This window comes from Bernardetia sp. Wsw4-3y2 (assembly GCF_037126295.1).
GTDB lineage: Bacteria > Bacteroidota > Bacteroidia > Cytophagales > Bernardetiaceae > Bernardetia.
This window is the reverse complement of sequence record NZ_CP147017.1, coordinates 2,085,462-2,107,167: the sequence shown is the minus strand read 5'-3', so window position 1 is coordinate 2,107,167 and position 21,706 is coordinate 2,085,462. Positions and strand designations below refer to the sequence as shown.

Here is a 21,706-nt window from a genome sequence, read left to right as displayed (position 1 = left end):
GTAACGACAAAAATCTGATTTTGATATATTTTTTATCAAATAGAAAATTGATGCCAAAATCTATTTTTCAGTAAAATCAAATATGAAATGCTTTAAAATTCCAATTTCAATATGTTCTGACTCATAATAAAAATCATGTAAATCAGATTTTTTGAAATTTAAAAACTCTGCATCTCGTTTGTCTTTCTTTAGTAGAGAGTTAATTCCTTCTACTGTAAGTTCTAGATTTCCTTTTAACAAATAACCCACTAAACAACCATTTTCATATTTCTTTGATGTGAAATTATCTATTCCTGTATTTATATATCTACGTTTGAGTTGTGAACCTTTTAAGCCCTTCTGCTCAATATTTTTAGCTTCAATAAAATAAATATGTTCAAATGTAGAAACAAAATTTGAAAATCTTAAATCTATTCTAGCTAATTTTGCAGAAAAACCTTTCGTTTTTTGAGTATCATTTTTAGGTAAATGGTGTTCGACATTCGTATGTATTTGCCATTCTAATCTAAGTGGATTCTCATTAATGTAACGATTTAGTTCAGCAGTAATATCATTTTCCTCTAAATCTATCTTTACAGAATTATTCTTTATGGCAGATTTATAGGCTGAAACAAATAACTTTAAACACTTTATTTCAAAACTATCCTTAAATTTCTTGCGAATACTTTTTTGTACGGACATAGTAATTTAGTTATCTGTTAGAATTTCAAGAATTAGTTCAGAAGCATCTTCTAAAGCCATTGACTTTGTCCAAAAACGTCTTTGATTTGGTCGTATTATATAAACATCGTTACCTGTTTTGTAATTGAGTTTTTTTCTAAAATAGATACTAGGAGAGTTTGCTTCCCACAAATATTTATCAAATTGTTTAAGTTCATTTGTTAGTTGTTCTTCTGATTGAAAAACTTCTTTTTTTGTATCTTCAAAAGAAATTTTTATCATCATTAAAGGAGAAAATCTATTAACTTTATATATCGTTGCATTAGCAAATAACTCATCTCCTTCAAGAAAATTATTTATTTCATTACAAAAAATAGTCGCATATTCAGATGTCTCTAAAATAGGTAATAAGCTCTTCGATTTTTCTCTCTTATGAAATAAATCCATAGAAGTTTCTAAAAAATCTTTTATAATAATAGTTTCTTTATAAGATAATTTATATAATTTATATATTAGTTTGTTTAGTTTTTTTTCAAAATTTTCATCTTGAGAATAAATATCATTTTCTTTTATATCATTTTCTATTTCTTTATGAATTTTCACTAAATTATTATATAATTCTATATTTTTATCCAAAGGAAAATCATATATTTCATTAGGCTTAATTCTTTCTCTTTCTATCCCCCATGAACTAGATGTTAAAAGTAAAAAATAAGTAGCTAATTCAGAATTCAGTAATGCAGATAAAACTCTGAGATGACTTGAGTTCTTAGAATGAAAACCTAGTACAGAGCTATTAAATGTAACACTTGAATCTATATAGCTAAAACATAACTTATTATCTTTAAAACCTTCTTTTGTTAATACCATAGGACCATTATAGACTTTAGTTGCTCCAACTCTTCTAAACACATTTATAGTGGTAAGCTCTGAAATTTCTTTTTTGTGATAATAAGATAAATATTTATTTATTGTATTTTCATCTTTTAACAAATCAATAATATTTGTAAAGTTGCTTTTTTCAGTAAAAAATCGATTTATTTTTTCTGGTCTAATAAATTTTAATTTTGCTATATCATAATTAACAATAGGGTTTTGAGTTGAGTCATTTATTGGTTGTAATCCAACACCAAAAATAATATCATTATCTCTAGTAAAATCATTAATATTGTAATTAAGAGATTTTAATTTATTTATTAGATTATAGTCATTTGTTCCTCCCCACATTGCAATTTTCCAAATTTTGGTATTTGAATTTTGACATTCTTCTCTAGGTAAATATTTTACATCTGTACTATCAAGACTTATTCCTTCAATAATATTTGTTTTAATAAATGTTTTAGGTGCATAATAGGTAATTCTATCTGACGGCTTTTTTGGAGTTTCTTTTCTGTAAAATAGAATACTAATTGGTACAGTAACTGACTCAAAAAGTTGTCCCCCAAAGTTTTTTGGAGCATTTCTCAAAATAGAAAAATTATAAATTTTTTCTACATAACATTCATTAAAAATCCATTTCCTGAAATTTTGATATTTACTTCCTGTGTTTGTTAAAACTTTGGTATTAAAAATAAGTGCAATTTCTCCATCAGGAGCAAACTTAATTGCTTTGTGTAAAAAACTTAATACCATTTCTGGCGCAAAATTATGTTCAACATTATAGCTTTTGATAGAGGGAAGTAATTCTTTTGTTCCAAAGGGAGGATTACCTACAACTAAATCAAATTCTATGTTTTCAATTTCTTCATTTATTGAAATTGTGTCTCTACAATACAGATTTTTTCCTTGTTTTTTTATTGACTTTTCCTTTAAATCATTAATCAAATAAGGAAGTTTGTAGTTTTTGTTCTGCCAAATTGTTTTAGGGTTAAGATTATCAACTAAAGCCAAGTATAAACTGAAAGCTGCTACTTTTATTGATTGTGAGTTTATTTCAATTCCAAATATATTATCAGTAAGCAGTTTTGATAAAATTTTAAAATCAGTAAGTTTTGTATTATGATTATTTTCATATCGCTTTACCAAACGTTTAAAACTTTCGACCAAAAAAATTCCAGAACCACAAGAAGGATCTAATACTTTTACATTAAACTTTTCTTCTTTGTTATTTATTGGTAATTTTTCATTCAATATAAGTTCTACTAAAGAAGGAGGTGTATAAAAAGTACCAGTTTGTTTTTTTGATTCTTTATCGATTTCAGAAAGAAATTTTTCATAAATTTCACTTAATAATTCTATCTGAATAATACTAAAATCAAACAATCTCCAATCTTCAAAAAGTTTAATCTGTGAAGTATTATCATTTCCACTAATAAAACATTTTTTTATTAATTGCAGTTGCTCTACTGTAATATCTTCTTTGTCTTCTAAAGTAAATACATTTCCATTAAAATGTTCTTCTAATTTACTAAATAAGTTATATGTATCTTCTACATTATCAAGAATATCAAAATAAGATTCTGCTCCCTTTCTAATTTTGGAATAAAAAATTTTGTCAGTTGCTCCTCTATCTTCAAGATATAAGAGAAAAAGAGAACGCATAATAATTTTATGAATAAAATCAATAGTTAATCCTTGACTTTGAAGTTGCTTTGCTGTATTTATTAGACTTTCAACTAAATATTTATCAACTCTTCTTTGTAAGTTTATCTTTTTTCTAATCTTGGCAGCTTCTTCTATTGTCCAAATTGTACCTGTATCAATAGCTATGGAAGAAAATAAATTATTTAACTCTTGTAAATCTTTTTTATCAGAAAATTCATAAGATTCTAATTCAATTTTCTTTACTTCTTTTTTAAAATCAAAGTCTTCTTTTTCAATCAGTAATGGTTTTTCTGCACAATTATAAATTTTAATCTCTGTTTCTGAATAAACATAGAGAAAAAGAACTTTCTTATAATTCCATATTTTCTGTTGAATTTTTGCTATTTTTTTGAATGTATCTTCATCAAAACGATCTGTTTTTTTTATAAAAACAGCAGGGTAACTAATATTCTTTTCATCAGTACAGAAATAGACAGCATCAATATCAAAATCTTTTACTTGCGTTAGGACACTATTTTGACTTTCAGATACTTCTTTAGTATCTGTAAAAACAGAGATTGCTCTGTTTAAGCCTAATTGTTCTAAATTATTATTCGTTTCCATTTTATGTTTAGCTGTTTATCTTCATTTTCAAATAAAGAATTTTGTATCAAAAATACAAATAAAATTGCTAATATTATTAGAAAAGGCAATTATTTTTTTATTTGACATTTCGTTTTATCTTGTTTTTTGGAATAATCTTAGAAATTTAAGATATAAAATATAGAAATAAAAATTTATAGTTTTCTTTTCTACCCCTCCCACTTTCCTATCTAAAAAAAAAATTACATATTGCATACGATTCTACTTCTGTTTACAAACAAAAAATAAAATAAAGAAATCTATGTCTAAAGTAAAATATGATTGGTTATTAGGAATATTCATTTTGTGTTTTTCTTTGTATTCTTGTGGTGGAGCGTGTCCGAATGACGATGTAGATTATGATAATGTAAGTGATGTAATAGATAATTGTGTTTCTAGTGAGCCTGTCGAAAATTCAGATTTGATAGACCCTTGTACGGGTTGCAAAAGAGATACACTCAAAATTACGTCTAGCAAAATTGATAACTTAAATGTCTATTTAGAAATTTCTGGAAGTATGAAAGGCTATATGCCGAAGCAAACAGGTAGAAGTACAGGTTTTCAGAAAGAAATGGCAAGTCTTTTTTCGTGGTTTGTAACGAGTGTAGAATCAAAATCTAAAAACTTTTATGGCATAAAAGACGACCAAACGACATTAGAATTTGAATCGAAAGATGATGTAGCCTCAAAAATTTCAAGAGCAGATTTTGATTTTGGAAAAACGACAACCCTTCCCGATTTAGTAGAAAAAATCATCAAAAAAAATAGTCAAGAAGACGTTAGTATTATCGTTTCTGACTTTTTATATTCTCCTCCCAATGTTCTGAATTTGGAAGGAACACTCAATGTCAGACTACGAGAAATGTTTTTGAAACGTCCAGAAATGGCTCTTTCTGTTTATGCCTTCAAATCAGATTATTCAGGAAAATTTTATACAGTAAGTAATCAAGTTGTTGAAAACTGCTGTTCTGATAAACGTCCGTATTATGTTTGGGTGTTAGGAAAGCAGTCTTTAGTAGAACAGATTGATAAATTGATTAGTGAAAAAGTAAAGTTTTCGGAAGAGCTGCATATCGGCAAAAAATATGAAACTGTTCAAGGAGAAATATTAGCACAATCGGGTAGAAATCCAGAGTCATTGTGGCAACGAAAATCAAATTGTACAAGCATTATTGCAGAAGCAAAATATATTTCTGAAGAAGAAAAACTGGTTTATACGATTGGACTGAATCTGAGTAAGTTACCCAAACAACAGCAAGATTTAGAATACTTGAAAGCGAATTTATCAGTTCGTTCGTCCAACTCAAAGAGTAACATAAACAAAGTTTATACGTATAAAGAGTTTGAGCCAAAAGTGGCAAAAGAAGATGTTGTTCTTGCAAAAAAATATACGCATTTTGTAGAAATAGAAACTTATTCAGTAGATATTCCTTGTAAAGCAAGTCTAAATTTAGAACTCAAAAACAGCTTGCCTACTTGGATAAACGATTGGAATACAGAATCTGACGAAACAGATGCAGAGCGAAATGAAAGAACGGTACTTCTCAAAAGAGTTATATCAGGAATTCAAGAAGCACACGATAATGAAACGTTGTTTTCTTATCCGTATATTATTACTGCGAGTGCTTTATAAAAAACTTAAACCGTCAACGACGGCTTGAAATAGTCTAAAAAATAACAACCAACTACCTAGATTTTATGAGAGATTTTTTGATGTTTATTTATGAGAAGTTTTTGAGAAGTGTCGCTCAAATTCCATCGAATACTGTAGCCACTTGGCGAAACGATGTTTTTCCTCTTACTCTTTGGCTTCTTTTGGCAATTACTATTGTGATGGCTATTCTTTTCTATTTTTTCTACAATCGTTTGTATTCTTCTTACAATAGTTTTGGTAGTTGGTTCAGAACATTTCTACTCAATGGATTTCTTACTGGAGTAGTTGCTTTTGTTATTGCTTATTCAGCTTTTTCAAAAGCCTTCAAACCTGTCTTGACACTTTCACTTTGGTATGCTGTCATCAATTTATTGTATGGTTTTCTTTTGTTTTTTGTACTTTCTATGATTTTTAAATGGTTTTCTACCAATGGACGAAAAACGCCTTTTTAGTAAACTTATATTTCCTCAATAACGGCTTTATGCCTCGTTGACGGTTAAAAACTAGAGTAAAAAAAATTCAAAAGCTATAAAAAACACAAAGAAAATGAGCAGCAAAAACAATCTTTTTATATTCGGAATTGGTGGAACAGGAACACGAGTAGTCAAATCTTTGATTATGCTTCTTTCGGCAGGCGTAAAAATAAATGCTGAAAAAGTAATTCCTATTCTGATTGACCCACACGAAACGAGTGATGAGTACAGAAAAGTAAAAATGATGTTGGAACAATATGAAAAAAACTTCCAACACGCCAAAACGACAAATTCTTCGTTTTTCTCTACCGAAATATTGCCTTTAGGAAAACTACATAGTGAAACGATAAATGATGCCGAAAAAATAGACAATTCTTTTGGTCTTAATTTTAGTAAATATGCCAAAAATACCTTTGAGGAATTTATCGGTTATAATAAAGATATGTCTAATCAAGACCAAAGTTTTGTGTCGTTGTTCTTTTCAGAAAAAGACCGAAAAAGTGAAATGGCTGTCGGTTTTAGAGGAAATCCAAGTATGGGAAGTGTGATTTTGAACAAACTAGAAGATTCAGAAGAATTTAAGTTTTTCAAACGAGTTTTCAATACTGGCGATAAGATTTTTTTAGTTAGTTCTATTTTTGGTGGAACAGGCGCATCAGGTTTTCCTCTGCTTCTCAAAAACCTACAAAGTGCTGGGGATAATATTCAGAAGGCTGTAAAAGGTGCTGTTAGTGTGATGCCTTATTTTAAGCTCAATGAAAATAAGGATAGTTTCATTGATTCGAACTCGTTTATTACCAAAACAAAAGCTGCCTTATCCTTTTATGAAAATCAGTTAAAAGGAATTGATGAACTGTATTACATTGCTGATAGTCAATTAGCAATGCACAACAATGATGAAAAAACACAAGAAAATGCAGCACATTTAGTAGAAATGATGGCAGCAATGGGAATAATTAATTTTTCATCTATGCAAAAAGGATATGATACAAATGTAGCTTCTACGTATAGAGATAGTCATTTTCATGAATGTTCTGTTGAGCTAGATAATAAAGAACTCTCTTTGTATAATCTTGATGAAGAAACACTCCGAATTATTCATAAGCCGATTATTAAGTTTTTATTTCTAACTTATGTTTATAATAATTTGGGTAGAAATGCAGATTCTCAACCTTGGTTTAAAGAAACACTTGGAAGTGAATTTGATGATGCCTTTAAAAAAGGAAATGGAGAATTCGAACCATTAGTAAAATTTTTGATAGATTATAATGCGTGGCTTAGAGAATTAGGTGTAAAAGAAAGAAAATTTCTTCCTTTTAATGTAGATACAGATATGAACGAGTGGGTAGTTGACCATGGAAAAATTGTCAAGAAAAGTTTTGCTACCAAATTATTTAACACTCGTCTTTCTGATGATAGAATAAATGTAATTATGAATGATGAAGTAAGAAACCTAAAAACTGACCAAAAAGGATTTGAAAAGATGTTGGAATTGATGGATAGAGCAACTGATTCTATTTATACGAAATATTTTAAAATATAATTTCAACTAAACCTATAAGGTTTTCAGAAACCTTATAGGTTTGAGCATAAAAAAACACTCATTATGGCACAACCTCAAAATAACAGTCGTCATTTACTCACATTACGCAAAGAAAGAAGTACCGACAAAAAAGGCTGGCATACTACCGAAATTTATAATTCTTCACGTATAGAAGAAATAGACGACCCTAATGGCTCAAAAGTAGCGATTCCACCCAGTTCGATTCCTACACCTTTTGCACAAATGCACCTTTACGATATTGCTTTCAAAATGGTAAATCGTTTGGGACACGAAGGAAGCACAATTTATCATCAACTGGTTTCGGAATGTCTTGATGCCATAGATTTAATTTATAATCTTAGAGAACATTTACAAGCTGATAAAGACGGACATTTTTCGCTTGTAGAATGGAATTTGGATGAAAGAATAAAAGCTCTCAAAAATTCTGATAATGATGGACACCGACTTTTAGGAAAAACAATAGACCTTTTTACTGGCGAACTTTCTCCTTTTGGAAAAAATAATCAAGGAGAGCGCAAAACGCCTAGTTTTTATATTCTGACTTACGATTCTACGCCAATTATTGCTACTTCGCCTCTTACTTTTGCTTTCGTTTCGAAGACAGCCGAAGAAGAAGAAAAGCATTTTTTAGACTTAATTAGTCCTATCAAAACGTTAGATGGTAGAGCGATGTTTACAGGTTTGAAACCGTTGCATCAGCGTCCGATGGAGTTTCAAATGTATGTGCATCGTCTTTTCTATTTGCATAAAGGACTTCTCAATCAAATGGACAACCTACACGAATACATGCGTGTACAAAGAGAAAAATTCCATAACACAAAAGGCGACGAGATAAAAGATATTTATGACGAAAACTCTAAAATGGGAGCTTTCGAAATGGATTATAAAGATGTTGTTATTGGTGGAAAAACGCCACGTATAGAAAGAGTTGCATGGAAAAGTTGTGCGCCAATTATCACAGATGGCGATTTGGATAGTAGTTATTTGATAAAACCAAGTATTTCAAAAGAAAAAACGGCTCGTTTGGAAATTGGCGAAGGAAGTAATGTCAAAAAAGTATTGCCTTTGGTTTTACAAGAAGGTTTTGATAATCCAAACTTTAGTTATTTCAAAGGAAAAGAATGGAACAACAAAACAAAAGTAGAATTTTCATTACCAAAAAATAATTGGGCTGATCGGAATTTGCCACAAATAGGTTATAATTATCCGTATTTGGTAACAACAGATTTATTAGCTGAAGATTTGATTAGAATGCCTTATCTTATCAATCCTGATACTTTTGTTGTTCCTGAAAATCATATTCATGCTCATAATGTAGATTTCCTTTTGCCTGTAACAGATTTGTATTTTAAGTTTTTTGATGAAGCAACGCTCATTGAGAATTTAGCGATTGAGGAAGTAGAATCCGAACAAGGAAATATAAAAGTAACGTTGAAAGTTCCTATAAAAGGAAGTAAAAATGTTTCCTCTGCCTTTATTACCTTTACTCGTTTTTATGATTATGGAAACCCAAGAAATGCGAATAATGGAAAAATAATCAATTTGGTAGATGATGGAAAAGATGAAACTATGGATGATATTCCGTCGCCTTTTTCTATCTCTATTTATCCTTTTGTTCGTACTGGCGATGCTGAGTATGACACAATGTATAAAATAATGTTGCTTTCTTCGCAGCTTGATAATGTAGAAGAATATGATTTGTTGGCATATAATGAAGAAAATGCAATTTCTACAAGTGATAGTGCGATTGAAAAAATAAGTAGATTCGAACGAAAAGTAGAAGGTTCTCATTTGTCGGTTTATTCTGTTTCAGGAACTTGTTTTGATGCTTTAGAAATAATTACTCCCTATCAAGGCAAAACAGGCGAAAAAGCAAGAGGTTGGATTGTACCACGTTGGAAAAAACCACCACACAGAGGAACAAATCCAAAACCATTTACAGTAGCCGTAGATTTTGGAACAACAAATACATTTGTAGCCTTTACAGATGATGATGCTATGGCAGCAGGAAAAATAAAAACCTATCCATTTTTCATAGGAGAAGAAGACATGCAAGCCGTTACACTCAACAAACCAACAGCAGATAAAAAACATGTCATGTTGGAAAGATATAGTTTTGATGATAATGCAATCGGACTTGCAACGACATTTTTTCAAGACAGAATGTTTATGCCAAATCTAATTGGAAATCCTCCAGCACAAGAAGCATTGTATCAAAACTGGCGAAATGCTTTTCCTATCCGAACAGCTCTTATTCATTCCAACGATGTAAAATTCGATGTTTTACTTAATTCGTCTATCGGATTTTTGTATGAAAAAGACAATTTAGACATAGCAAGACACGGACAAGAAGTAACGACTAACTTAAAATGGTCTGCCGAAAACTCAAAATTAGTAGAAGTATTTATCGAACAGATACTTTACATGATTCGGAATAAAGTAATTTTGAATGGTGGCGATTTATCAAGAACTCGTTTAGTTTGGTTTAAGCCATTGAGTTTACCAAAAACATTAACAGATAAACTGACTAAAGTTTGGAACGAAAACAGTAGAAAAATTTTAGGTAAAAATGTTACAATTCGTTTGGTAAATGAATCCGAAGCACCTTATTTTTATTATCGTGCAACTGGAAAAATAGACAAAAGTAGTTCTGTTGTTTCGATAGATATTGGTGGAGGTTCGACTGATATTGCACTTGTTTCGAATGGTGGAAAAAAACGTTTAGCAACTTCTGCATTTTTTGGAGCAAATACACTTTGGGAAGGAAGAGACAGCAAAGATTCTAATCAAACAACAGAAGGAGGAATTGTGGCAAAATATCGTCCTTGGTTTAAAGAGCGAATTTCTCTTACCAAAAAAGGAATTAGTCAAGCAGCAGGTTCACGAATTGAAATGATTTTTAATGAAATTATGGATAGTGGACGTTTTGATTCTGGCGACAAATCTAGTTTTATGTTTTCAGCAGACCACATCAATTTTGCTGAAAAACTAAGCGAAGATAAAGATATGTTATTGCTTTTCTTGTTACATTATTCGGCTTGTATTTATCATGCTGTTCAGCTTTTGGCTGTTAGTGGAATGCCTTATCCAAAAGATTTTTGTTTTAGTGGAACAGGTTCAAAATATCTCAATCTTTTAGACCATAGCGAAGACAAAAATGGATTGCAGAAGTTTACCGAAATTTTTGCTCAAAAAACCTACGAGAAATACAAAGAATTAGGAATTAATGCAAAACCACAAACAGAAAATAGTTTTGATGTAGAAGAAGAGGAAGAAAATGTCTTTGCAGGTTTTGGAGAATTAGAAGGAGGTCTTCCATCTTCAGATTCAGAAGAAACAGGCGAAATTGGAGGAAATATCAATCTTCACATGACCAAAGAACCAAAAGAAGCTACTTGTTTTGGTGGAATTCATAGTTTTTCAGATTCCTATAAAGATTTAGGTTTGGGGCAGAATATAAATACTGTCTTTTTGGGAGAAATAGATGCAACAGCAGACGAACTATTACCTCAAAAAAATCTAACTTACGAGGAATTAATAGATGAAAATGGCAGACCAACGAAAGAAGGAAATCAGATGGCAATTAGAGTAAGTAAAAATTTAGACCAATTTTTAGAACTCTTCTTAGATATGAACAAAAATCCTCAAACTCGTTTTGAAGATTTTAATATTGAAACCAATTTGGCAGCTTTCGAACAGGGTTTTAAAGCTATCAAATCAAAAGAACTTGCCAAAGGAATGATATATGAGCGTAGCAATGCTTCGGGTGGTTATACGCCTGTACGTGAGTCGTTTTTCTTTTATCCTTTGCGTATTATTATTAGAGATTTGGCTCTTGCCATGGCGAAAAATACGACTGTAAATATGTAATTTATAAATAAAATCGAACGGTTCGCTCAAAGCGAACCGTTTGGTAAATACAAAACAACAACTTCCATGAAACCCTTTTACATTTTTTTATCTCTAATTGGAATATTTTTTTTGAGTAACAACACTGCATTTGCTCAAACCCAAAAAACAAACAAAGAAGTAGTTCATAAAGCTATCGATAAGATGAATTATGAATTTGCTATTGCTGTTTTGAAGAGAATAAAAAAAGGCGACCCAAATTCTGTCATTGAAGTAAATCAAAAAGTAAATGATACTACTTTTGCAAGAGTCAGAGCATTAGAACCCAACATAAAAGCAAATTCTATTAAAAGAATGTTTAGTAAGGAAAAATTGAGTGATAATGTTACAGGCTATATTTATGAAATAGATTATATAAAATTTAGCTCAAAATATTATCCTACCAATGATGTCCTTTCTGCTGTACAATCCCTAGAAAAAATTGTAGATAAAATTATAACTAGAACTAAAGATTTTGGAGATGAACAAAAAGCATTTACGCTAAAAGATGAGGAAATAAAAGCCTTAAAAGAAAGACTGAATAAAATTAAAAATTCGGCAATTAGTCAGTTAAATACAGAAAAACCAACAGACGCAGAAAATCAAACAGATTCAATAAAAGCAGATACGACCAAACAAAATTCAACACTAGAAACAAAAGTAGTTGAAGATTCAACGCAAACAGCTTCATCTGAGATTATGTATTATAGAATCAATCAAGATGAAGAAAAAGAACTTGTTGGAACAAATGAAACATCAGAAGGCGAAAAGACTACTTATAAATTTGGCTTAGACATAAAAAAAACGGATTCTATTCATATTCGTATAAAAAATAATCCTACCTTAGATACTACATTTTTAGTAGCAAATGCCAATACTTCACTTATTTTAGAAGAAAAAGACAACCGTTATATTATTGATTTGAATATTGCAACAACACAAGAAGACGATTATATGATGTGGATTATATTTGGGGTAATAGCTATTTCAATTATTGCTTTTGTGATGTATAAGCAATATGAAAAAAATAAGCCAACTGTTCCTAGAGAAGCTAAAAAAGATATTGTAAAAAAAGACCCTTTGAGTAGAGATAATGTTGTAGTTAATACAGTTTCTTCAACAAATCAAAAAATAGAGAATAAAGAAGAAAAGACACAAATAATCCAAAATCAAATCAAGGAAGAAAAAAACCGATTGACAGCCATTCTGACTAACTCTAAACTATCTGATGAGCAAAAACTCAAAGAAGCTAGAAGCAAAAATATAATATTAGAAATAGCTAATAATGCAGAAATAAAAGAATTGATGAGAGTAATAGGGGAATTATCAACTAAAACTAAAGTCGAAAATACAGAAAAAGAGTCAATAAAAAACCAAGAAACTACAAGCACTCCAAAAGTAGAAACACAACCTAAAAATAACATAACTTCGCAAGAACCTTTATATGTTTCTTTGTCAGATATTGGAGAGAATGGAATAAGTTCAGAACGCACAAAAGGGATGAGTAACAGTATTTTTGTAATTCGTCCGTATAATGACAAAAATAATGAAGCAAAAAAAGCAGATTTGATGCTTCATTCAGATATAAAAGATATGGCTTTTGAGTCTATTTTTCGTTCTATTGAAAAGCTAGACCATGTTATGGAACATTCAACATTTAGTGAGAGTGCAAAAAAAATAACGCAAGAAGAAAAAGGAGAATTGATAAAAGAAGATAATGTTTGGAAAGTGAAAAAGCGTTTGAAGGTGAAATTTTCATAAGTTGTTTAAAATACCTCAACGACGATGAAATCTCGTTGACGGTTTCAAAAAGTTATTCTATAAAAAAAATCAAAAAAGATAAATCTCATGGACGATAACGAAATCGCAAAATTTAAAGAACAATTACGCCTTCGTAAATTGGGTGTAGCGATGTACGAACTACAAACTACTTTAGGACAAAAAATAAGTGCAGAAGAAAAAATACAAAGAGCAAATAACTATTACAAAACACTTGATAATGGAATAAAGAATGAAGGAGCTATTCTAAATTTGATGTATAGAATTACAGGACAGAAAATAGAACCCAAAGAATATACACCACCAGTAAATCAACAACCTGTACCGATTAGAAAAAATCAAGCTATCATCAATCAACAATTACAGACTAATGAAGTAGAAAATACAGCACAAACAAAACCACAAACTCAGAATCAAAATATATCAGCACCTACACAAATAACAACTTTTCCAATTACGAGTTATCTTTCAATAAGAGATGTAGAAGAACAAGACGACGAGAAACTTTTAAAACAAGGCAGAGAAAAACCTGTCAGTAATAGTATTTTTGTCATTAATCAGATTTCTAGTACCGAAGCAACTTTAGAAACATATAAGGAAATGAAGACAAATTTTTTCAACTCTTTTTATCGTTCTCTGTCTGGTTTTGTTTTTGCTTTTGAAGTTATCGGCTCTCCATCTTTTGAAGATAATGCTGTCGAAACAGTAGAAAAAGGAAAGCTAATCAAAGAAGGCGAATATTGGAAAATAGAACAAAAAGCCAAAATACAATTTAAGAAAGAAGAAGAGTAATGTTTGACAGACCCCAAGAAAGAAGTCCTAGAAATACAGGAAGAGTTAATAACACAACAGAAAATCCAGCTCCAGTAGAATCTAGAAATAATTATTTGTACGCATTGGTTGGTATTGTGGTGATTACTTTATTGATAGCAGGAGGAATTTTTGTTTTTAATTTAGGAAAAAAATCAAGCTCAAACTCAGAACCTTATTCTAATTCAGAAAATGACACAGTTATAGAAAATATAGCTACGTCTTCCACAAAAATTGAATCAATTCCCTTTCAAGAGCTAGTGGGAGAATATACAGGAAGTATCAATAATAAAATAATTACAATTAAGATTTTTTTGGAGGGAACAAAAAAAAGATATACTTATTCAGAAAACAAACGACTTTCCTATATGCTTTCTCATTTTGAAGCTACTAATGAAATGAGTTTTCATAAACCCAAAGAAGGTTTGGCAGAATTTAGAGCTTTCAAAGAAGGAAACACAATTGTTTTGCGTTCTCCAAAAGTTGAATTACTAAAAACAAAATAATTCAAATGCCTATAATAAGAAGTAAACGCCAAGCTGGTGAAACCATTGAAGAATTTTATGCAAATGAAGATGTGGGGATGGCTTTTGTAATGACAGGAAAAGTAATGTTAAAACTGATAAAGTTCATCAATGACAATATTACTGAAACCAAATTATCTGTTTTCTCATCTCACTATAAAATGTGTATTCAAGCGAAAGATTCTGAGCGATTAGAAGAATTTATTACTATTAATGCTTCTCCATTTCTAGAGAATTATCATTTCCACTACAAGTTACCTATTGAAAAAAGTCCTTGGAAAGATGCTTGGGTTTCAGGAACAGCTCAAGGAGTAGAAGAAGGCTTAATTTTTCTAATAAAATCAATGATAGGAACAGAGAAATGGAAAGGCAATAAAGAGCTAGAAAAGTTAGCTAAGAAATATAATATCTATAATAAGGATTGAAATTTTTCATGAAGCTCCAAAACCTGCTTAATCAAAGGATGAGAAGCATCATTATAAATCACAAAATCGGCACGCTTTAGTTTTTCACTTTCGGGCATTTGTTTGGAAATAATATCTTTTACTTGTTCTTCTGTTCGGTGGGAATCTCTTTTCAAAACTCGTTTTATACGTTCTTCCAATGGTGCATGAACTACAATAATAGCATCCAAAACCTTGTATGAATCTGACTCAAACATCAGAGCTGCTTCTTTCAATAAATAAGGACTTTTGTCTTTATGTTCATTGTACCAAGTCTGATAATCTCTTCCTACGGCTGGATGAACAATAGAATTAAGGATTTCTACTTTTGAATTATCATTACTATTATCTGGTTGATTTGAAAAAACTGTTTTTACTAAAAAATCTCTATTAACTTCATTTTCACTTAAATAAACTTCTTCTCCAAAGGCTTCTTTGAGTTCTTGTTTTAAGATATTATCAGTTATCATTACTGATTTTGCACGGCTGTCAGCATCATAAACAGCTATTCCTAGCGTTTCGAAGATTTTACAAACAGTGCTTTTTCCTGTTCCTATTCCTCCAGTTATTCCTAATTGAAGAATTTCATTTTTCTTTACTATTTGTTTTTTCATTTTAATCTATAATACAAAATACTTATAAATGATTTTTGTTAAGGATTAGTAGGGTTTACAGGATTTTGAATACAGATAAATGCATTTCTACAATTAATAAGGTCGAAGTATTCTACCATAATTTTCTATTGTTCTTGAGGTAGCCGTAAAAGAAAGCCCCCAATTAGACTCTGTACTAATCATAATCGATTCTACCATAGGCGCAACAATCGGCTTACTACTTCTCCATTCTAAAATAAAATTTGCTCCTACGCCTCCTCTATCATCATAAAGCGCAATAACGTGATTTTTTGTTTCCAAACTATTTACTTTTATAGGCAGTTCGGAGGCTTTTATTTCCTTCAAAATATTTCCTTCTGTATCGTAATATTCCAAACGAGTAATATAAAATTCGCCATCAAGATTTACATTTCTGATGCTTAGTGTAGAAGAAAGTCGCTCTGTTCTATGGTGTCCGATGCTATAAATTTCTGAATAAACAGGAACGTATAAAAGCTGTCCAAAAGCTAAAGAATCTTTGAGTTCTTGGGGAGGAAAAGTGTTTGAACTAAGCGAATTTTTATTTTTTGCATTAGTAAGTTTTATCAAACTCTTTGAGTTGAGTTCTTTTATATAGTTTACATCTGCATCTGTATATGTTTTTTCATTGTCTGATTGAGAAATAAACTCTTTCGAACCTGATTCACATGAAGAAAGTAGAAATAGATTGAAAAAACCTATAGAAAGAATACAAAGAATTGATAAAAAGGATGAGTTTTTTTTGAGCATTTTAATAGAAAAATTTATATATAAAAACGAAATTTTTGATAAAATTTTATTTGACAATTGAAATTCAACTTACCATTAACCCTTAATAAGTTATCACTAAATTATCATTCATCAATAAGGTCTTCTTTGATTTTTGAAATTAAAGCATACACTTCTCGTTGTGGTAAGTAATAATACTGTAAGGCTTGTGTAAAAAGCTCCAAATTAGTTTCTAGTTCATCAGTTACGATAACATCAGCCCCTGCTTTTTCAATGGCTGCAACATCTTTAGCACGTTTATTTCTTACCAAAACACCTACTTCTGGATTAAGATATTTTATTTTATGAGTAAGTACCTTCGTAATTTCTAAATCAGTCAGAGTAATTACGACAATACGAGCTTTTTCAAAACGAACCTGATGCTGAACTTCTTCATTCATTGCATCTCCAAATAAAATATTTTTTCTATATAAGCTATCTTTTTTTACTTTTTTAGGGTCAGTTTCAATGACTATAAATGGAATATTTGATAGTTTAGCAGCTTTTGCGATTGTTTTTCCATTGTAGCCAAAACCTATTATTATAATATGGTCTTCTAAGTTTTTATCTTTAAACTCTTGTAAAAATTCAGGTAGCTTTACTCTTTTTGTAGCCCAACGGTTTATTATTTTTGGTTTGGGTAATTTATAAATCAAGAAATGAGAGATTGGTTTAGAGTTTAATATCAAAATAGGTGCAAATGCCATTGTCAAAACAGAAGTAGAAAGAAAATACTGATACAGTTCAATAGGCATCAATCCGATTTCTGTTCCAGACTTTGCAAGAACAAATGCAAATTCTCCTATCTGACAAATAGAAAGACCAACAAGCATAGCCGTTTTAGCTGTTACTTTCAAAGATTTAGCAGCCCAGAAAGCTAAAAAAGCCTGAATAGCAATACTCATTACTGTAAGTAAAAGAATTTCTATAAGATTGTGCCATAAGAAATTAATATCCATCAACATTCCAATAGAAATAAAGAAGATACTTGTAAAAATCTCTTTAAAAGGCAAAATATAACCTGTTGCATCGTGTGAATATTCTGACTCCGACATTACTAATCCAGCCAAAAAAGCACCCAAAGCAAGTGACAGACCAGCCAAAGAAGTAAGATAAGCCACCGAAAAACAAATTACGACAATAGTAGAAATAAAAAGCTCTTTACTCTTGGTCATGACAACCAAATTAAGAAAAGGTTTTAAGACAAACTTTGAAACCAAAACTAAAAATGCAAGTACACCAGCTGTTTTGGCAATCATCAGAAATACTTCTTGTAGTACATTATCTGCTTGTCCTGCTAAAATAGGCATCATGAGCATCATTGGTACAACAGCAATATCTTGAAAAATCAAGATAGCAAGAATAATCTGACCATGTGGACTTCCCATTTCCCCACGCATTTGCAAGAGTTTCAAAACAATTGCTGTACTACTCAGTGTAGAAAGAAAACCGTAAAAAATAGCAATTGGCAAGTAGTCATACGTTCCAAAATAGGTAATTGCACCAAAAACAACTGTTGTAAGAACAAGTTGAAGAGAGCCAGCTAAAAAAACAGCCTTCCTAATACGCAAAAGATTGGGTAGAGAAAACTCCATTCCAATAGTAAAAAGAAGTAAAATAACTCCAATTTCTGCCAAAATATCGATGTGTTCTTGACTTGTAACCAGTTTCAAAACATAAGGACCTGCAATAACACCTGTTACCAAAAAACCTACAATACTTGGCAAGCGCATTTTATATAGCACTAAAATAACAGGAATGGCTAAAGCCAAAATAACAACTACATCTGTTAGGATAGGGGGAATATTGAGAAGCATTTCATAAAATTTATAAAAAATTAATAGGATATTTTTAAAGCACTGCAAGTGAAGTTCAACTGATTCTAAAGATAATAAATTCTAACAAAGCAAAAAACTAGAATTAATTTTGTTTATCATCTTTTTTATTTTAATAATTGCAATTCACAAAAAAAGGGTTTACCTTTGCAATTCTATTCAAAAGAGTAAAAGGTTGAAAATGAGCCTTCTCAGCAAATTATATTTTTATTTAAAATTCTTTTTAGAGATTATTAAATAAAAAAGTAGGCAAGAAATGCTTTTAGAAATGATGCAACTTCTGAAAAAATAATTTTTGTCTTAGTTCATTTTGCATTCGTTTTCAAAAAAATATTTACTTCTTTTAAATTAAAATTTAAAAATACAACTCGTATTTCATTTATATTTACAACTTAGAGAAACAAAAGCAATTTATCATATATATATAGACTTTTGTTTTACTATAAATTTTATTCATTATGGCACGAGTGTGTGATATCACTGGCAAAAAAACGCAGACAGGAAACAATGTTTCTCATGCAAACAACAAAACCAAACGTTGTTTTTATCCAAACTTGCAGAAAAAACGTTTTTATATTGCTGAAGAAGATCGTTTCGTTACTTTGAAAGTTTCTACTTCTGCAATCCGTACTATCAGTAAAAACGGTATCCTTCCTACAATGCGTAAAGCAGTAGCAAAAGGACATTTGCACAAAAGTTTTTTAAAGCCTGCTCAAGAAGCATAGGCTTAACAATTTGATTTGCTTATTTTTTTTAATATATTAATTAAAAAATAAAAATTTAATAAGGTAAACAATCGTAAATAGATTTTTATAAGTCTGATACAATTGTAATTCTTACTTATTTTTAAGCATCTTAATTAGAATATAACTTTACATCTCTACTTTTGAAATTTTATTTTTATAAAACTCAGAAGTTAATTTTATTATTATCATGGCTAAGAAAGGCAACCGAGTACAAGTGATTTTGGAATGTATGGAACACAAAACATCTGGCGTTCCAGGTACTTCTCGTTACATCACTACAAAAAATCGCAAAAATGTAACTGAGCGTTTGGAGTTGAAAAAATACAACCCAATCCTTAAAAAACATACAATGCACAGAGAGATTAAGTAATTTTTTATTATCTTATCTTTCATTCAAATTAGATTTTAATCATATTAGATAGTCAGACTATTTAGTATTCTCACTCATTTAAGTTTAACTATTATGGCTAAGAAAGTAGTAGCAACCCTAAAAAAAGAAGGTACTCAAAAATATGCTAAAGTAATCCGTACTATCCGTTCGGAAAAAACTGGAGCTTATACATTTAAGGAAGAAATCGTTCCTGAACAAATGGTACAAGAAGTATTGAACCGTAAAAGCTAAATTTTATTTTTTATAAATAAAATAGCATTTAAGTTTATTAATACTTCAATAGTTCTTACAAATGGTATTTCTCAAAGCAAAAGACTAAAAAGTCCCATTACAGTAATGTTTTTAGGGACTTTTTTTCATTTACTACTTCAAGTATCTGTATTTTAAACTAGTAAACAAAAAATACTAAGTTAAGAATACCTAAAGTCTGAATACAAATCTGTATTTTTGCATTTCAAACAATCTAAAACTTTAAGCTCTTATGGTTTAAGTTTTCAAAGTTACTTCTCTTCTCCACCTATTTTCGAACAACAGTATGTCTATTTTCAAGAAATTTTTTACTAAAGAACAAAAACAAACGCTAGACAAAGGTCTTGAAAAATCAAAAACTAACTTTTTTGATAAAATTGGAAAAGCCATTGCAGGCAAATCAAAGGTCGATGACGACGTTTTAGATGAACTAGAAAATATTTTGGTTGCTTCAGATGTAGGTGTCGATACAACTGTAAAGATTATCAATCGTATCGAAAAGCGTGTTGCAGAAGACAAATATACCACTACATCAGAACTTGATAGAATATTAAGAGAAGAAATAGCTGCACTTTTAGCTGAAAATAATTCTTCTGATGTTGAAAATTATGACCTTCCAAGTAATATAAAACCTTATGTTTTATTAGTTGTTGGAGTAAATGGTGTAGGAAAAACTACAACAATTGGAAAACTAGCTGCTAAATACAAAGCATCTGGTAAAAAAGTATTATTAGGTGCTGCTGATACATTCCGTGCTGCTGCCGTTGACCAACTTATTGAATGGGGACGCAGAGTAGATGTTCCTGTTATTTCAAAGGGAATGAATGTCCACCCTGCAACTGTCGCTTACGAAACGGTAGAAGAAGGAATTAGACAAGGTGCAGACATCGTAATCATAGACACAGCAGGACGTTTGCAAACAAAGGTAAACTTGATGAATGAGCTAACAAAAGTGCATAAAGTAATCAAAAAACACATTCCAGATGCACCACATGAAGTAATGTTAGTTTTGGATGGAAGCACAGGACAAAACGCATTTATGCAAGCAAAAGAATTTACAAGAGCTACTGAAGTTAGTTCTTTAGCTATCACAAAATTAGATGGAACAGCAAAAGGAGGCGTAGTAATTGGAATTTCAGATCAATTCAAAATTCCTGTAAAATATATTGGTGTAGGTGAAAAAGTAGAAGATTTACAGATTTTCAATAAAAAAGAATTTGTAGAGTCATTCTTTACAAGAGGATAATTCTAGTTTATTTATATCAAAACTAATTAAAGAGTTTCTTAAAAAACCACTTAGAGAATCAGAAAATGATTTTTTAAGTGGTTTTTTGTATATTTATTTTTCAATCAAAAAATCTAAAAATGAAAAAATATAGCATTTCAGAAAAAATTATTAAAAAGTCATTTTATTTATCTGTTTGGATAATAGAAAAAATATGTGATACAGAAAAACTAAAGTCTAAAATCGCAGAACTAGAAAAACTAGAACAAGGAACTTTAGGAAAAGAAATTGCTAAAAATTTGAAAGAGAATAATCTAAATTTAGTACCTAATTTCGAAAGTCATGACTTAAAACACTCTCTTTTGGATTTTAAAATGACTCCATTAGATGAGATAAGAATGCAAGCATTTATGATAGGTAATGGTAACTGGTCTTTAGTTAGTATTCTGATATTTCTTTATGGTGTCATTCTCTTACCTAATAAATGGAATATATTTTTACAAGATTTTAGAAAAGGTCAGCAAGCAATACCAATCAAAGAATGGAGTATTGATGAGTTTGCAGATAAACAAATCAATGAGCTTCGTCAAAGTTTATTTAATCCAAAAACAAAAAAAGTATATAGTATGAAAAAGTGGAGAGTAAGAGAAATTAGCCAATATGGAAGTTTTGCTATAATTGCAGCAGGAATTTTTGGAATGTTATTTTGTCTTCCGTATTTATGGTCTGCTAATATTGCAGATTTAGTGGGAGCAGGTTTTCCTTTTGTAGCAGGGGCAATATTAGTAGTTGGAGGATTGATAAACCTTTCTATTTTATCACAAAAAATAGAACTAGAAAATAGTATTCCTAAGAAATAAAACATTCATATTTGTAAAACTAAAAAACCACCTAAAAAAA

General features: G+C 30.2%; 18 protein-coding genes. 13 read left to right on the top strand and 5 right to left on the bottom strand.

Annotated features, from left to right (window positions below; translation table 11 throughout):
• Positions 1 to 60: 60 nt before the first annotated feature.
• Together V9L05_RS08375 and V9L05_RS08370 are read right to left on the bottom strand one after the other, a co-directional pair.
• Positions 61 to 681 (bottom strand): hypothetical protein, encoded by a 621-nt coding sequence (locus V9L05_RS08375; RefSeq protein WP_338815113.1) that lies wholly within the window; start codon positions 679 to 681, stop codon positions 61 to 63.
• A 6-nt stretch (positions 682 to 687) separates the two neighbouring features.
• On the bottom strand, positions 688 to 3,807 hold the full coding sequence (locus V9L05_RS08370) for an N-6 DNA methylase (RefSeq protein ID WP_338815112.1): 3,120 nt from the start codon (positions 3,805 to 3,807) through the stop codon (positions 688 to 690).
• Between the two features lie 280 nt (positions 3,808 to 4,087).
• Between V9L05_RS08370 and V9L05_RS08365 the strand changes: the two genes are divergently transcribed.
• From V9L05_RS08365 to V9L05_RS08330, 8 genes are all read left to right on the top strand, one after another.
• Complete coding sequence (locus tag V9L05_RS08365; protein WP_338815111.1) at positions 4,088 to 5,458, top strand: hypothetical protein; 1,371 nt, start codon at positions 4,088 to 4,090, stop codon at positions 5,456 to 5,458.
• 65 nt (positions 5,459 to 5,523) lie between these two features.
• Positions 5,524 to 5,931 carry a hypothetical protein gene (locus V9L05_RS08360; protein WP_338815110.1) on the top strand — a complete coding sequence of 136 codons (408 nt, stop codon included), beginning with the start codon at positions 5,524 to 5,526 and terminating at the stop codon, positions 5,929 to 5,931.
• A 94-nt stretch (positions 5,932 to 6,025) separates the two neighbouring features.
• Complete coding sequence (locus V9L05_RS08355) at positions 6,026 to 7,495, top strand: hypothetical protein (protein WP_338815109.1); 1,470 nt, start codon at positions 6,026 to 6,028, stop codon at positions 7,493 to 7,495.
• 63 nt (positions 7,496 to 7,558) lie between these two features.
• A complete protein-coding gene (locus V9L05_RS08350; protein WP_338815108.1) occupies positions 7,559 to 11,386 on the top strand; it encodes a hypothetical protein in 3,828 nt (1,275 codons plus the stop codon).
• 111 nt (positions 11,387 to 11,497) lie between these two features.
• The gene (locus V9L05_RS08345) at positions 11,498 to 13,165 is read left to right on the top strand and encodes a hypothetical protein (RefSeq protein WP_338815107.1); all 1,668 of its coding nucleotides are present in this window, start codon (positions 11,498 to 11,500) and stop codon (positions 13,163 to 13,165) included.
• A gap of 87 nt (positions 13,166 to 13,252) precedes the next feature.
• Positions 13,253 to 13,975, top strand: a complete 723-nt coding sequence (locus tag V9L05_RS08340) for a hypothetical protein (protein ID WP_338815106.1) — start codon at positions 13,253 to 13,255, stop codon at positions 13,973 to 13,975.
• The gene (locus tag V9L05_RS08335) at positions 13,975 to 14,499 is read left to right on the top strand and encodes a hypothetical protein (protein WP_338815105.1); all 525 of its coding nucleotides are present in this window, start codon (positions 13,975 to 13,977) and stop codon (positions 14,497 to 14,499) included. Before V9L05_RS08340 ends, V9L05_RS08335 begins: the two co-directional genes overlap by 1 nt.
• A 5-nt stretch (positions 14,500 to 14,504) precedes the next feature.
• Complete coding sequence (locus V9L05_RS08330) at positions 14,505 to 14,942, top strand: hypothetical protein (protein WP_338815104.1); 438 nt, start codon at positions 14,505 to 14,507, stop codon at positions 14,940 to 14,942.
• Here V9L05_RS08330 and coaE read toward each other — a convergent pair.
• From coaE to V9L05_RS08315, 3 genes are all read right to left on the bottom strand, one after another.
• On the bottom strand, positions 14,927 to 15,574 hold the full coding sequence (gene coaE, locus V9L05_RS08325) for a dephospho-CoA kinase (protein WP_338815103.1): 648 nt from the start codon (positions 15,572 to 15,574) through the stop codon (positions 14,927 to 14,929). The two genes, V9L05_RS08330 and coaE, sit on opposite strands and share 16 nt — an antisense overlap.
• Positions 15,575 to 15,667: 93 nt before the next feature.
• Positions 15,668 to 16,342, bottom strand: coding sequence for a DUF3124 domain-containing protein (locus V9L05_RS08320; RefSeq protein WP_338793715.1), 675 nt, complete (start codon positions 16,340 to 16,342; stop codon positions 15,668 to 15,670).
• Positions 16,343 to 16,446: 104 nt separating this feature from the next.
• Entirely contained in the window at positions 16,447 to 18,177 is a 1,731-nt protein-coding gene (locus V9L05_RS08315; RefSeq protein ID WP_338815102.1) for a cation:proton antiporter, read from the bottom strand.
• A 476-nt stretch (positions 18,178 to 18,653) separates the two neighbouring features.
• Here V9L05_RS08315 and rpmB point away from each other — a divergent pair, with 476 nt between their 5' ends.
• The 5 genes from rpmB (at position 18,654) to V9L05_RS08290 (ending at position 21,666) form a co-directional block, all read left to right on the top strand.
• Complete coding sequence (rpmB, locus tag V9L05_RS08310; protein ID WP_338793717.1) at positions 18,654 to 18,920, top strand: 50S ribosomal protein L28; 267 nt, start codon at positions 18,654 to 18,656, stop codon at positions 18,918 to 18,920.
• Positions 18,921 to 19,128: 208 nt separating this feature from the next.
• A complete protein-coding gene (gene rpmG, locus V9L05_RS08305) occupies positions 19,129 to 19,311 on the top strand; it encodes a 50S ribosomal protein L33 (protein ID WP_338760108.1) in 183 nt (60 codons plus the stop codon).
• A 93-nt stretch (positions 19,312 to 19,404) separates the two neighbouring features.
• The gene (locus tag V9L05_RS08300) at positions 19,405 to 19,563 is read left to right on the top strand and encodes a DUF4295 domain-containing protein (RefSeq protein WP_338793718.1); all 159 of its coding nucleotides are present in this window, start codon (positions 19,405 to 19,407) and stop codon (positions 19,561 to 19,563) included.
• A gap of 304 nt (positions 19,564 to 19,867) precedes the next feature.
• Positions 19,868 to 20,827 carry a signal recognition particle-docking protein FtsY gene (gene ftsY, locus V9L05_RS08295; protein ID WP_338793719.1) on the top strand — a complete coding sequence of 320 codons (960 nt, stop codon included), beginning with the start codon at positions 19,868 to 19,870 and terminating at the stop codon, positions 20,825 to 20,827.
• Between the two features lie 119 nt (positions 20,828 to 20,946).
• On the top strand, positions 20,947 to 21,666 hold the full coding sequence (locus V9L05_RS08290; protein ID WP_338815101.1) for a hypothetical protein: 720 nt from the start codon (positions 20,947 to 20,949) through the stop codon (positions 21,664 to 21,666).
• Positions 21,667 to 21,706 lie beyond the last annotated feature (40 nt).